The following is a 13,172-nucleotide window of genomic DNA, read 5'->3' on the forward strand; positions in this document are numbered from 1 at the left end:
GCCCGGTTACATTCCGAACCCGGAAGCTAAGCCTTACAGCGCCGATGGTACTGCAGGGGGGACCCTGTGGGAGAGTAGGACGCCGCCGAACAATTCTTGGGAAAACCCCGCATCCATGTGATGCGGGGTTTTCTGCGTTTAGGGTGCATGAGGGGGCCGAGCCCCCTTCCTGCTACAGACGTCCCGCCATTTTCAGGGCCAGATACGCGTCGGCCAGAGCCGGCGCGAGGTCCTCGGGGGTCGCGTCCACGACCGTGACGCCGTGGCGGCGGAGCTGCTCCGCTGTGCGATGCCGCTCCGTCTGGGCCTGAGCCGCGGCTGCAGCGTCGTACACGGCGTCCGTGTTTCCGCGTGCCTTGGCCATCCGAGCGATGTGGGGGTCTGCCACCGAGGCCAGCAGGACCGTATGGCGCTGGGTGAGCTGGGGGAGGACAGGGAGCAGGCCCTCCTCGATGGGGGCCGCGTCCAGGGTGGTGAGCAGCACGATCAAGGAGCGGCGGGGGGCCGTACGCAGGGCTGTGGCGGTGAGGCCGCGGGCGTCTGTCTCGACGAGCTCGGGTTCGAGCGTGGCCATCGCGTTGACCAGGGACGGGAGTACGTCGCCGGCCGTGCGGCCTTGGACGAGGGCGCGGATGCGGCGGTCATAGGCGAGGAGGTCGACGCGGTCGCCGGCGCGGGAGGCCAGGGCGGCCAGGAGCAGGGCCGCGTCCAGGGAGGCGTCCAGGCGGGGGGCGTCGCCGACGCGGCCCGCCGAGGTGCGGCCCGTGTCGAGGACCAGGAGGATGTGGCGGTCGCGTTCGGGGCGCCAGGTGCGGACGGCGACCGTGGACTGGCGGGCCGTGGCGCGCCAGTCGATGGAGCGGGTGTCGTCGCCGGGGACGTACTCGCGCAGGCTGTCGAACTCCGTGCCCTCGCCGCGGGTGAGGACGCTGGTGCGGCCGTCCAGCTCGCGCAGGCGGGCCAGTTTGGCGGGCAGGTGTTTGCGGCTGGTGAACGGCGGCAGGACCCGTACCGTCCAGGGCACCTTGTGGGTGCCCTGGCGGGTGAACAGGCCGAGTGGGCCGTACGAGCGGATCGTCACGCGGTCGGCCTGGCGGTCGCCTCGGCGGGTCGGGCGCAGGCGGGTGGTGACGCGGCGGCGTTCGCCGGGTGGGACCGTCACGCGGTGGCGGGAAGCCGCCGTCTCCGTGCCTGGCAGCCAGGTGCTGGGGGGCCAGGCGTCGCGCAGATGGGCGCGGAGCGGGCGGCGGGACGGGTTGGTGACGGTGAGGGTGACGTCCGCCGTGTCGCCGAGGCGGACGGAGGTGTCGCCGGAGCGGGTCAGGCCCAGGCGGCGTACGGGGGCCGCCAGGGCGAAGTCGCAGGCGCATGCCACGGCCAGCGGGGCGTTGACGGCCAGGATGCCCGTCCAGCCGGGTTCCCAGATACCGACGGGGAGTGAGCCTAGGGCCGCGAGGAGCGCGGCGCGTCCGGTGAGTGCCATCAGCGGGGAACCGGGACGTGGGACAGGACGGCGTTGATGACGGAGTCGGTCGTCACGCCCTCCATCTCCGCCTCCGGGCGCAGCTGGACGCGGTGGCGCAGGGTGGGCAGGGCCAGGGCTTTCACGTCGTCCGGGGTGACGTAGTCACGGCCGGTCAGCCAGGCCCAGGCGCGGGCGGTGGACAGCAGGGCCGTGGCGCCTCGGGGGGACACGCCGAGGGTCAGGGACGGCGACTCGCGGGTGGCGCGGCAGATGTCCACGACGTAGGCCGCGATCTCGGGGGAGACCGTCGTCTTGGCGACGGCCGTGCGGGCTGCCTCCAGGTCGGCCGCGGTCGCGACGGGGCGTACGCCGGCGGCGCGCAGGTCGCGCGGGTTGAAGCCTGCCGCGTGACGGGTGAGGACGTCGATCTCCTCCTGGCGGGAGGGGAGCGGGACGGTGAGCTTGAGGAGGAAACGGTCCAGCTGGGCCTCGGGGAGGGGGTAGGTGCCCTCGTACTCGACCGGGTTCTGGGTCGCGACGACCAGGAACGGGTCGGGGAGCCGGCGTGGGGTGCCGTCGACCGTGACCTGGCGTTCCTCCATGGCCTCCAGGAGGGACGACTGGGTCTTGGGCGGGGTGCGGTTGATCTCGTCGGCGAGGAGGAGGTGGGTGAAGACCGGGCCGGGCTGGAAGGAGAACTCGGCGGTGCGGGCGTCGTAGACCAGGGAGCCCGTGATGTCGCTGGGCATCAGGTCGGGGGTGAACTGGACGCGCTTGGTGTCGAGTTCGAGGGCGGCGGCGAGGGCGCGGACCAGGAGGGTCTTGGCGACGCCGGGGACGCCTTCGAGCAGGACGTGGCCGCGGCAGAGCAGGGCGACGACGAGGCCGGTCACCGCGGGGTCCTGGCCGACCACGGCCTTGGCGATCTCGGCGCGCAGGGACTCCAGGGAGGCTCGGGCGGTGCCCGGGTCCCCGGTCTGCCCGGCGTTGTCAGTGGTCGGGTCCATCATGGACGGCGTACCTCTCTTTCGAGGGCGTCGAGTCGGTCGGCGAGTGCGATGAGTGCCGCGTCGTCGCTGGGCGGCGGGCCGAAGAGGAGGGTGTGCAGGTCCTGCCCGGTGTCGTGCAGGTGGGCGGAGAGGGCGGGGAGCAGGGCCTCGGGCGCGTGCGCCTGGGCCACGGGGACGCCTACGAGGGGGGCGAGGCGGGTGCGGGTGGTGGAGCGCAGAGCGGCGGCCGCGCGGTCGCGGGCGGCCGCCTTGCGGTAGAGGCGGGCGCGGCCTTCGACGGTTTCGGAGGCGCGGATCGCGACGGGGAGTCTCTCGGGCACGAGGGGGCCGAGCCTGCGTGCCCGCCACAGGGCGGCCAGGGCTGCCGCGATGAACAGTTGCAGCGTGCCCCAGAGCCAGCCCGCCGGGAGCAGGTCGAACAAGCCGCGTTCGTCCCGGTCGAGGGCCGTGGCGTCGGCGAGTGAGGGGAGGTACCAGACCAGATGGGGGCGGGAGCCGAGGAGTTGGAGGGCGAGCGAGGCGTTGCCCCGCTCGTCGAGGCGGTCGTTGAGGAGGATGTCGGGCGCGCCGAGGACGACGGTGTCACCGTCTCCGGAGGCCTCCGGGAGACGCAGCAGGGTGGCCAGGCGCTCGCTGCGGTAGCACTGGTCGGCGTCGAGGTGGGTGGTGGTGTAGCGGACGCCGCCGGTGTCGGCGGAGCCCGCGCGTCGGGCGGCGGGCAGGTCGCAGCCGGGGGAGAGGGTCGTGTCGAGGCTGGTGGCCGGGTCGGCGGTGACGCCGGGGGCGAGGCGTTCGACGGAGGCGCTGCCGGCGGCGACCAGAACGGTCCGGCCGCCGGAGTCGGCGAACGCCGAGCGCAGCCGGGACTGCTGAGCGGGCGTCAGGAGGTCGGGTACGGCGACCAGGAGGGTGGTGTCATGGCCCGGCGCGGCGGCCGCCTGGTCGAGGGTGGTGACCACGCGGGTGTCCACGCCCCGGTCGGCGAGGAGTTGGGCGACGGCGCGGCTGCCGTAGGGGTCGGCGGAGCGCGGGTCGAGTTCGCCGTGGCGGGCGTCGGACCGGACGACCGCGATCGCGACGGCCCCGACGAGGAGCAGGACGAGGGCGAGCACGATGCCTCGCGCACGGGTCCACAGCCGGCGGGCGGTGGGCGAGGCCGAGGTGGAGGGGAGGGTGGCCTCGGTGGTCATCCGGCGGCTCCCTGGCGGGTCGTGCTGTGGGTGGTGGCGGTGGCCAGGTGGGGCTTGGCCCGCTCCAGGTCGCGGTCGAGGTCGGCGATGCGGTGGTACGCCTGCTCGGTCGCGGACCGGCCGCCGTATGTGACGTCGTCGAAGTCCCGGGCGGCGGCGCGCAGTCGGTCGGTGTGGCCGGGCAGGGCGTGGCCGGCCTCCGCGGCGGCCTCGTCGGCGGTGCGGCCGGGGCGGACGTCGAGCAGGGCGCGTTCCTCCAGGGCGCGGACGATGGCGCGCATGCGTTCCTGGAGGGCCTGGCTCCAGTGGCCCTGGGCGGCGTGTGCCTCGGCGGCCGCGCGGTGTTCGGCGGCGCTGCGGGGGCGGTCGTCGAACAGGGCGGGGGCGGAGGTGGGCTGGCGGCGTGGGGTGCCCAGGCGCCACCACAGGGCGCCCAGGACCGCGACGACGGCCAGGACGATGACGACCAGGCCGAACGTGCCGCCGGGGGCCGCGTGGGAGGCGGTGTCGAGCAGGTCGCCGACCCAGTCCCAGAAGGCGTTGAGGGCGCGCTGGAACAGGCTGGGGTCGTTCTCGTGGTACATGCGCCTGGACAGTTCGCGCCGGGCCGCCTCCCGCGCGGGGTCGCGTGGGAGGGTGAGGGGCGGCTCGTCGCTCGAACGGGTCAGCGACAGCACGGTGGTGCCGTCGGTGCGCAGCACCGCCCGTACGGCGATGTCCGGCACCGTGCTGAGAACTCCCCCCGCCGAGATCACGCCATCAGCTCCTCGGGGTGGTGCCGGGGGCGTCCGAGCCGTAGCCCTGGACGCCGGCGGCGCGGGCGAGCTCCAGGTCGAGGGCCTCGCGGCGGATGCGCTGGTCGATGTAGAGGAGCACGGTGACGCCCGCGGTGATCGGGAAGGTGATCGTGGAGCCGATCACCGAGCCGATGCCGCTGACGACGAGGAACGTCCAGCCGATGTCGCCGGCGCCGTTGAGGAATCCGGCGATGCCGTCACCGCTGAGGGCGGCGGCGAGGAAGGTGAACGGGATGACGATGATCGAGGCGACGATGTTCGCGATGAACGTGGCGAGCAGCTGAATGCCGAAGATGCGCCACCAGGAACCGCGGACCAGCTTCGTGGAGCGGCTCATCGCCTTCGTGATGCCCTGCTTCTCCAGCATCAGCGCGGGCGAGGCCAGCGAGAAGCGGATCATCAGCCACAGCGCGACGACGCCGGTGCCGAGCATGCCGAGGATGGCGAGGGCGAGACCGGCTCCGCCGCCGCCCGCGACGGTCACCAGGATGCCGGGCAGGGAGCCCGCGGCGACGGTGCCCGCGGCGACGAGCAGCAGCAGGAAGATCAGCCCGAACAGCCGGGGGATCCGGGGCCGGGCGTCGCGCCAGGCCTCGCCGAGGGTCACCGACTTGCCGAGCACCGCGCGGCTGGTGACCGTGGTGAGCAGGGCGGTCGCGACCACGGTGCCGATGAGGGAGATCAGGAAGACGGCACCGGAGCTGAGCAGGGCGTCGCCCATGGCGCGGCTGAGTTCGTCGAGGCTGGCGCTCGGGTCGTTCAGGGCGTCGGTGCGGGTCTGGTCCAGGACGAGGCCCTGGAACAGCACGGCGACGACCTCGGTGAGGACGGCGACGGTCAGCGAGATGCCCAGGACCGTGCGCCAGTAGGTGCGCATGGTGGAGACGGCGCCGTCGAGGATCTCGCCCACGCCGAGCGGGCGGAGCGGGATGACGCCGGGCTTGGCGGCGGGCGGGGGTCCGCCCCAGCCGCCTCCCCAAGCGCCGTGACCGGCAGGGCCGCCGTAGCCTCCGGGGCCGCCGTAGCCTCCGGGGCCGGCGGGTGGCTGGGTGCCCCAGCCCGGGCCGGGCGGTGGGGGCGGCGGGGCCTGGCCGGGCGCGGGGCCGGTGGGGCCGGTGGGCGCGGACCACTGGCCGGGTGGCGGCTGCTCCTGGGACCACTTCACGCCCGGGCCCTGCGGGGCCTGGCCGGACTGGTCCGGCTGGTCCGAGGGCGGCCGGCCCGGTCGGTCGGCGGGCTCGGCAGGGCCGGACACGCCCGGGTTCTGCCCGTCGGACGGGGCGGATCCGGGCGATGCCCAGCCCGGAGTGTCGTTCATCGTCGCTCCTTCACGGTGCCCGTCCGCGGTCGCGGCGGCAGGTTGGCAGCCATCGTGCCATGGGGTGGTCATGGGCGGACCGGGCGAGGTAGGCGCTGCGTACCTTCAATTGTCCGCGGAAAAAGGGGCAGACTGACCGCATGGCTGATCAGTACGCGCACAGCGGCGAGGACAAGCGGCCGACCGACCTCCCGGCGATCCGCTGGGAAGAGCCCCCGGAGGGTCCCGTTCTGGTTCTCCTCGACCAGACGAGGCTGCCGGCCGAGGAGGTGGAACTCGTCTGTACGGATGCGTCCGCGCTGGTGGAGGCGATCAGGTCGCTCGCCGTGCGCGGGGCGCCCCTGCTCGGCATCGCGGGGGCGTACGGCGTCGCGCTCGCCGCCGCGCGGGGGTTCGAGGTGGACGACGCCGCCGACGCGCTGGCGGGCGCCCGCCCGACCGCGGTGAACCTCGCCGTCGGGGTGCGCCGCGCTCACTCCGCCTACCAGACGGCGCTGGCCAAGAGCGGTGATCCCCGGCAGGCGGCCGGGGCCGCCCTGGAGGCGGCACGGCAGCTGCACCGCGAGGACGCCGAGGCCAGTGCCCGGATGGCCGAGCACGGGCTGGCGCTGCTGGACGAGTTGCTGCCGGCCGGCGGGCACCGGATCCTGACCCACTGCAACACCGGGTCGCTGGTCTCGGGCGGTGAGGGCACGGCGTTCGCGGTGGCGCTCGCCGCGCACCGGGCCGGGCGGCTGCGGCGGCTGTGGGTCGACGAGACGCGTCCGCTGCTCCAGGGCGCCCGCCTCACGGCGTACGAGGCGGCGCGCAGCGGCATGGCGTACACGCTGCTCACCGACAACGCGGCGGGCTCGCTGTTCGCGGCCGGTGAGGTGGACGCGGTGCTGATCGGGGCGGACCGGATCGCGGCCGACGGCTCGGTGGCGAACAAGGTGGGGAGCTATCCGCTGGCGGTGCTCGCGCGGTACCACCATGTGCCGTTCATCGTGGTGGCGCCGGTGACGACGGTGGACCCCGACACGCCCGACGGGGCGTCCATCGAGGTGGAGCAGCGGCCCGGGCACGAGGTGACCGAGGTGATGGCGCCGCAGGTGCCGATGGCCGGTACGGAGGCCGTCGGCGGGATCCCGGTGGCGCCGCTGGGGACGCAGGCGTACAACCCGGCGTTCGACGTGACCCCGCCGGAGCTGGTGACGGCGATCGTCACCGAGGAGGGCGCCGTGTCGCCGGTGACCGCCGAGGCGCTGGCCGAGCTGTGCGCCCGGTCACGGCATGTGACGTCCGGTTGACGCGGCGGCGTCGTCCGGCGGCGACGAGGGCGGACCGTCCCCGCGGCTGCGGGCGAGGGCAGACAGTGGCGATGCCGTACGACTATCGTCACTGGCCAGTGAGGTGTCTCACCACTGCCTTCGCCACCGTTATGAGAATGGGATGATGTCGTTTATGAAGGGACGAGTCCTTGTCGTCGACGACGACAGCGCACTGGCCGAGATGCTCGGCATCGTGCTGCGGGGTGAGGGTTTCGAGCCGTCTTTCGTCTCCGACGGCGACAAGGCGCTGGCCGCGTTCCGGGAGACCAAGCCCGACCTGGTGCTGCTCGACCTGATGCTGCCCGGCCGGGACGGCATCGAGGTGTGCCGCCTGATCAGGGCGGAGTCCGGGGTGCCGATCGTGATGCTGACGGCCAAGAGCGACACCGTCGATGTCGTGGTGGGCCTGGAGTCGGGTGCCGACGACTACATCGTCAAGCCGTTCAAGCCGAAGGAGCTGGTCGCCCGTATCCGGGCGCGGCTGCGCAGGTCGGAGGAGCCGGCGCCGGAGCAGCTGTCCATCGGTGACCTCGTCATCGACGTGGCCGGTCACTCCGTGAAGCGGGACGGGCAGTCGATCGCGCTGACGCCGTTGGAGTTCGACCTGCTGGTGGCGCTGGCGCGCAAGCCGTGGCAGGTGTTCACCCGCGAGGTGCTGCTGGAGCAGGTGTGGGGCTACCGCCACGCGGCGGACACCCGCCTGGTCAACGTGCATGTGCAGCGGCTGCGTTCCAAGGTCGAGAAGGACCCGGAGAAGCCCGAGATCGTGGTGACCGTCCGTGGTGTCGGCTACAAGGCAGGACCGAGCTGACGTGTCCGGGGACAGTGCCGCTTCGGCGCCCGGCCGGTCCGGGGCCCGCGCGGAGCGGCCTGTCGGCCGGACGGCGCAGGGTTCCCGCTGGTCCCGGCTCCTGGAGAGCGGGCTGCTGCAGGGCGGGGTCCAGGGCAGTCCGGTCATCCGCCTGTTCGTGCGGTGGGTGCGCCGGCCGCTGCTGCCCGTCATGCGGCTGTGGCGGCGCAACATCCAGCTCAAGGTCGTCGTCACCACGCTGCTGATGTCGCTGGGCGTGGTGCTGCTGCTCGGCTTCGTCGTCATCGGGCAGGTCCGCAACGGTCTGCTGGACGCCAAGGTGAAGGCGTCCCAGAGCCAGGCCACCGGCGGGTTCGCGGTGGCCGTGCAGAAGGCCGAGGAGGCGGCGAGCGGCACCGGCGACGACGGCAGCACGGTGGACGGCCGGCCCGCGCAGAACGTCAACACGTGGCTGAGCGACCTCGTCGAGTCCCTCTCCAGCGGCGGCCAGGGCGCCTTCGACGTGGTGACCCTGCCCGCGGACGACGAGAGCGGCGGCGGGCGCGGGCCGCGCGCGTCCGGGTTCGTCGATCCGACGGCCAGCATCCCCAAAGCCCTGCGCGCGCAGGTCAACCACAGCACCGTGGCGGCCCAGAGCTACACGCGGATCATCTACAGCAACGGCAAGGACTCCCAGCCGGCGCTGGTCATCGGCAAGCAGGTCAGCGACCCCAACAGCGACCGGTACGAGCTGTACTACCTCTTCCCGCTCAGCCAGGAGGAGAAGTCGCTGAGCCTGGTCAAGGGCACGCTGGCGACCGCGGGGCTGTTCGTCGTCGTGCTGCTCGGGGCCATCGCCTGGCTCGTCGTACGGCAGGTCGTCACGCCGGTGCGGATGGCCGCGGGGATCGCCGAGCGGCTGTCCGCCGGCAAGCTCCAGGAGCGGATGAAGGTCACCGGCGAGGACGACATCGCGCGGCTCGGCGAGGCCTTCAACAAGATGGCGCAGAACCTGCAGCAGAAGATCAGCCAGCTGGAGGACCTGTCGCGGATGCAGCGCCGGTTCGTCTCCGACGTGTCGCACGAGCTGCGTACGCCGCTGACGACCGTACGGATGGCCGCGGACGTCATCCACGAGGCGCGGGAGGACTTCGACCCGGTGACCGCGCGGTCGGCGGAGCTGCTCGCCGACCAGCTCGACCGGTTCGAGTCGCTGCTCGCGGACCTGCTGGAGATCAGCCGGTTCGACGCGGGCGCGGCGGCGCTGGAGGCCGAGCCGATCGACCTCAGGGACGTCGTGCGGCGGGTGGTCAGCGGGGCCGAGCCGCTCGCGGAGCGCAAGGGCACGCAGATCAAGGTCGTGGGGGACCAGCAGCCGATCGTCGCCGAGGCCGACGCCCGGCGTGTGGAGCGCATCCTGCGCAACCTCGTCGTCAACGCGGTCGAGCACGGCGAGGGACGGGACGTCGTCGTCAAGCTCGCGGCGGCCGGCGGGGCGGTCGCCGTCGCGGTGCGCGACTACGGGGTCGGGCTCAAGCCGGGCGAGGCGACCCGGGTCTTCAGCCGCTTCTGGCGGGCCGACCCGGCACGCGCGCGTACCACGGGCGGTACGGGCCTGGGGTTGTCGATCGCCCTGGAGGACGCGCGGCTGCACGGCGGCTGGCTGCAGGCGTGGGGCGAGCCGGGCGGCGGCTCGCAGTTCCGGCTGACCCTGCCGAGGACCGCGGACGAGCCGCTGCGGGGTTCCCCGATACCGCTGGAGCCCAAGGACTCGCGGCGCAACCGCGGCGGCCTGACCGACGCCGGTGTGCCGCGGGGCGGGGGCGAGAAGTCCGCGACCGTTCCGGCACAGCAGCCGTCCGGACACGGGTCCCTGCGGGCGGCCCGGGACCCGATCGTGCCGCGCCCGGCGGCCGCCGCGCCCGTGGCCGATCCGACGGCGCTGCCCGGCAACGGCGCCCGCGTGGTGCCGCGCCCGGTCTCGGGCGCCCGGCGGCCGGACGACCCGTCCGGGGCTGCTGCAGCGGCGACGGGCTCCGAACCGACCCAGGAGGGCTCCGGCGGCGCCTCGGAGCCTGACGACGAGAACACCGGGCGCCGGGACGTGGACAGGCATGGGGAGGCATCGCGTGGGCGCTGACCGGGAGGGGGCGCGCCGACGGGCACGGGCACGCGCGCTGGCGTACGCCGCCTGTGGTGCCGTACTGCTGGCCGGGTGCGCCTCGATGCCCGACAGCGGGGATCTGCAGGGTGTCGAGTCCACGCCCCGGCAGGACACGCAGGTGCGGGTGTTCGCCATTCCGCCCGGCGAGGACGCCAAGCCCCAGCAGATCGTGCAGGGCTTCCTGGAGGCGCTGACCAGCGACGATCCGGACTACCGGACGGCACGGCAGTACCTGACGCCGGCGGCCGCCAAGGCGTGGCGGCCGGAGCTGTCCACCACGGTGCTGACGGACGGCCCGAGCACCGAGGCCGACAGCCCGGGGACCCGGGAGGACTCCGACGAGTACTCGTTCACGCTGACGGGGACCAGGGTGGCCACGGTCGACGCGCAGCAGGCGTACGCCCCCGCCACGGGCTCCTACAGCAGCAACATGCACCTCACGCGGGACAAGAAGACCCGCCAGTGGCGGATCGACGCGCTGCCGCAGGGCATCGTCATGGGGAAGACGGACTTCCAGCGCAACTACACGTCCGTCAACAAGTACTACTTCGCCTCCGACAGCGCGACGGGCGGCACGATGGCGCAGCCCGTGGCGGTCGCCGATCCGGTGTACGTACGCGAGCGGGTCGACCCGATGATGCAGGTCGTGCGCTCCCTCCTCAACGGGCCCACAAGGCGGCTCGGGTCCGCGGTCCGGTCGAGCTTCCCCGCCGGTACGGCACTGGCGAAGGGCGTCACCTCGCTGACGCTCGACGAGCGGAGCAAGCTGACCGTGCCCCTCAACGGCAAGGCGGCCGGTGTCGGCACCGAACAGTGCCACGAGATGGCCGCCCAGCTGCTGTTCACGCTGCGCGGCCTGCCGCCCGCGGTCGACGAGGTCGACCTGCGGGCGGGCGGGGCGCAGCTGTGCTCGCTCACCGAGGCGCGGACCGCCTCGGTGGCCGCCCGCGGGTCGGTGCAGCACCCCGAGTACCTGTACTGGCTCGACCCCAAGCACCGGCTGGTGCGCATCCCGGCGGACAGCGACAGCACGGAGGCGGACCCGGTGCCCGGGCCCCTGGGCGACGGGCGCGCCGCGCTGCGCTCGGTGGCCGTCTCGCGGGACGAGCACACGGCGGCCGGGGTGAGCCTCGACGGCGCCAAGCTGTACGTCGAGCCGCTGGTGAAGGACGGTGCCCTTGAGGATTCCGTACTGAGCAGCCGGGGCAGGAGCGAGGACGACCGGCTCTCGACGCCCAGCTGGGACCCGCAGGGCGATGTCTGGGTGGCCGACCGCAATCCCCAAGATCCCCGGCTGCTCCTGCTGGAGCGGGGTGAGGGAGAGCCGATTCAGGTGCGCGTACCGGGCCTGAAGGGGCGGGTCGAGGACGTACGCGTGGCCGCCGACGGGGTGCGCATCGCGCTGGTCGTGGAGGACGACGGCAAGCGGTCCCTCGTCATCGGGCTGATCAGGCGGGCCCACAAGCCGGACGGCAGGCCGGACGTCACCGTGGTCGATCCGCGGTCCGCCACGCCGGAGCTGGAGCAGGTCACCGCCATGTCGTGGGCCGGCGACAGCCGGCTCGTGGTGGTCGGCAGCGAGCACCGGGGGGTGGAGCAGATGCGGTACGTGCAGGTGGACGGGTCGACCCCGGAGGTGCCGGCTCCGGCGGCCCTGAGCAGCGTGAAGGAGGTCACCGCCTCCGGGGACGACGGGTTGCCGCTGGTGGCGTACTCGGCGGACGGGATCGTACGGCTGCCGTCCGGCGCGCAGTGGCAGAAGGTGACGAAGGGGACGGCGCCGGTCTATCCGCGGTGAGCGGTGCCTTCGAGCAGTGGTCCGGGAGCGGCTGCTTCCGCCGGGGTGAGATCCCGGCGGGGCGGCCGCTTCTGGCGTTCGGTCGGGGTGCTCATCCGCGTGGGGGAAGGGGCGGCGGTTTTCCACAGACGGTTTTCCACAGGGGTGGCCGGGCGGGGCCGGTGGGGGCACAGTGGTGGCCATGCGGGGGTGGTGGCAGGAGCTGACCGACCTGGTGCTGCCGGCCGAGTGCGCGGGGTGCGGCAGGGCTCGTGCGGTGCTCTGCCCGCGGTGCCGGGACGTCCTGAGCGGGGCCGTGCCGCGCCGGGTGCGGCCGGTTCCGGAGCCGCGCGGGCTGCCGGCGGTGTACGCGGCGGCCCGGTACGCGGACGAGACGCGGGCGGTGCTGCTGGCCCACAAGGAACGGGGTGCGCTGGCCCTGTCCGGCCCCCTCGGGGCGGCTCTGGCGTCAGCGGTGCGCACGGGGCTCGGGGAGCGAGGCGTGGCGGTGCGTCGCACGGCGGGTGCGCGGGTGCCCGTGCTGCTCGTTCCGGTGCCGTCGGCGCGCAGGGCGGTGCGGGCCCGGGGGCATGACCCGGCGCGGCGGATCGCCCTGGCGGCGGCGGGTGAGCTGCGGCGCGGCGGGGTGCCCGCGCGGGTGCTGACCGTGCTGCGGCAGCGGCGGGCCGTTGCCGACCAGGCGGGGCTCAACTCCCGTCAGCGGCTGGCCAATCTGGCGGGCGCGCTGGCGGTGGCGCCCGGCTGTGCCCGGCTGCTGCGGGACGGCCGGATCGTGCTGGTCGACGATCTGATGACCACGGGGGCGTCGCTGGCGGAGGCGGCCCGCGCCGTGCGGGCTGTGCTGCGGGAAGGGCGATCGGTGAGCGAGGGCGGGCGGGCGGCGCGGCTGGATCCGCGGGGACGGGTGGCCGACGGGGGCGGAGCGGGGCCGGTTTCGAATGGTGCGGTGACCGAGTCCGTGTACCTGGGTGAGACAGGGGAAGGCAGAGAGGAACGACACGACGGATCAAGGCGAGAGAGAGCGGTCCGGCGGGCCGGACGGCCGGGACCGGCGGGCGCGTACCCCGCCGGTGACGTGATCTGCGCAGCTGTGATCGCGTCTTCACCGGACTCTTTCGAAATGAACCGGAACTGACTGAGAACGTGGGTCGTTGCAGGTTATGAGACGGCCAATTCACCTGATCGGAGGTACGCCGCAGTAGAGGGTGACGACTTCCGTCCGGGCGAGATATGTTCGGTTGTGAGGGAAAGCCGCAGGCCACACCTCTCACTTCGGAATGCCGTGCCGCGGGTTTTGTGCAATCACCCGCGCCGGTGGAGTGGAGATCTC

At 73.6% G+C, this 13,172-nt stretch carries 10 protein-coding genes and 1 rRNA gene; 6 read left to right on the forward strand and 5 right to left on the reverse strand.

Features of this window, described 5'->3' with window-relative positions; all coding sequences use genetic code 11:
* A 5S ribosomal RNA gene (gene rrf, locus AB0K80_RS06920) occupies positions 1-91 on the forward strand; the annotation flags it as partial.
* Between the two features lie 81 nt (positions 92-172).
* On the opposite strand, the gene AB0K80_RS06925 is transcribed toward rrf, so the two are convergent.
* Genes AB0K80_RS06925 through AB0K80_RS06945 form a run of 5 tightly spaced genes read right to left on the reverse strand, consistent with a single transcriptional unit; the run spans position 173 to position 5,780 of the window.
* Positions 173-1,483 (reverse strand): DUF58 domain-containing protein, encoded by a 1,311-nt coding sequence (locus AB0K80_RS06925; protein WP_365666640.1) that lies wholly within the window; start codon positions 1,481-1,483, stop codon positions 173-175.
* On the reverse strand, positions 1,483-2,472 hold the full coding sequence (locus AB0K80_RS06930) for a MoxR family ATPase (protein WP_365666643.1): 990 nt from the start codon (positions 2,470-2,472) through the stop codon (positions 1,483-1,485). Before AB0K80_RS06930 ends, AB0K80_RS06925 begins: the two co-directional genes overlap by 1 nt.
* Positions 2,472-3,665, reverse strand: a complete 1,194-nt coding sequence (locus AB0K80_RS06935) for a DUF4350 domain-containing protein (protein WP_365666644.1) — start codon at positions 3,663-3,665, stop codon at positions 2,472-2,474. Before AB0K80_RS06935 ends, AB0K80_RS06930 begins: the two co-directional genes overlap by 1 nt.
* Positions 3,662-4,366: a DUF4129 domain-containing protein gene (locus AB0K80_RS06940; RefSeq protein WP_365667290.1), complete on the reverse strand. Its 705-nt coding sequence runs from the start codon at positions 4,364-4,366 to the stop codon at positions 3,662-3,664. Before AB0K80_RS06940 ends, AB0K80_RS06935 begins: the two co-directional genes overlap by 4 nt.
* A 58-nt stretch (positions 4,367-4,424) precedes the next feature.
* Entirely contained in the window at positions 4,425-5,780 is a 1,356-nt protein-coding gene (locus tag AB0K80_RS06945) for a glycerophosphoryl diester phosphodiesterase membrane domain-containing protein (protein ID WP_365666646.1), read from the reverse strand.
* Positions 5,781-5,920: 140 nt separating this feature from the next.
* Between AB0K80_RS06945 and mtnA the strand changes: the two genes are divergently transcribed.
* The 5 genes from mtnA (at position 5,921) to AB0K80_RS06970 (ending at position 12,977) form a co-directional block, all read left to right on the forward strand.
* Positions 5,921-7,069 carry an S-methyl-5-thioribose-1-phosphate isomerase gene (gene mtnA / locus AB0K80_RS06950; protein ID WP_365666647.1) on the forward strand — a complete coding sequence of 383 codons (1,149 nt, stop codon included), beginning with the start codon at positions 5,921-5,923 and terminating at the stop codon, positions 7,067-7,069.
* A gap of 142 nt (positions 7,070-7,211) precedes the next feature.
* Positions 7,212-7,901, forward strand: coding sequence for a two-component system response regulator MtrA (gene mtrA, locus AB0K80_RS06955; RefSeq protein ID WP_365666649.1), 690 nt, complete (start codon positions 7,212-7,214; stop codon positions 7,899-7,901).
* Between the two features lies 1 nt (position 7,902).
* Positions 7,903-10,020, forward strand: a complete 2,118-nt coding sequence (gene mtrB, locus AB0K80_RS06960; protein ID WP_365666652.1) for an MtrAB system histidine kinase MtrB — start codon at positions 7,903-7,905, stop codon at positions 10,018-10,020.
* Complete coding sequence (locus AB0K80_RS06965; RefSeq protein WP_365666654.1) at positions 10,010-11,842, forward strand: LpqB family beta-propeller domain-containing protein; 1,833 nt, start codon at positions 10,010-10,012, stop codon at positions 11,840-11,842. The genes mtrB and AB0K80_RS06965 overlap by 11 nt, the downstream gene beginning before the upstream one ends.
* A 181-nt stretch (positions 11,843-12,023) precedes the next feature.
* Positions 12,024-12,977, forward strand: coding sequence for a ComF family protein (locus tag AB0K80_RS06970; RefSeq protein ID WP_365666656.1), 954 nt, complete (start codon positions 12,024-12,026; stop codon positions 12,975-12,977).
* Positions 12,978-13,172 lie beyond the last annotated feature (195 nt).

The organism is Streptomyces sp. NPDC052682 (assembly GCF_040678435.1).
Taxonomy (GTDB): Bacteria; Actinomycetota; Actinomycetes; order Streptomycetales; family Streptomycetaceae; genus Streptomyces.

What these genes read in the sequence shown, in the direction of transcription:
- AB0K80_RS06925 (WP_365666640.1), bottom strand. Translation starts at nt 1,483, where the DNA reads ATGGCACTCACCGGACGCGCCGCGCTCCTCGCGGCCCTAGGCTCACTC.
- mtnA (WP_365666647.1), top strand. Translation starts at nt 5,921, where the DNA reads ATGGCTGATCAGTACGCGCACAGCGGCGAGGACAAGCGGCCGACCGAC.
- AB0K80_RS06970 (WP_365666656.1), top strand. Translation starts at nt 12,024, where the DNA reads ATGCGGGGGTGGTGGCAGGAGCTGACCGACCTGGTGCTGCCGGCCGAG.
- AB0K80_RS06935 (WP_365666644.1), bottom strand. Translation starts at nt 3,665, where the DNA reads ATGACCACCGAGGCCACCCTCCCCTCCACCTCGGCCTCGCCCACCGCC.
- mtrA (WP_365666649.1), top strand. Translation starts at nt 7,212, where the DNA reads ATGATGTCGTTTATGAAGGGACGAGTCCTTGTCGTCGACGACGACAGC.
- AB0K80_RS06945 (WP_365666646.1), bottom strand. Translation starts at nt 5,780, where the DNA reads ATGAACGACACTCCGGGCTGGGCATCGCCCGGATCCGCCCCGTCCGAC.
- AB0K80_RS06930 (WP_365666643.1), bottom strand. Translation starts at nt 2,472, where the DNA reads ATGGACCCGACCACTGACAACGCCGGGCAGACCGGGGACCCGGGCACC.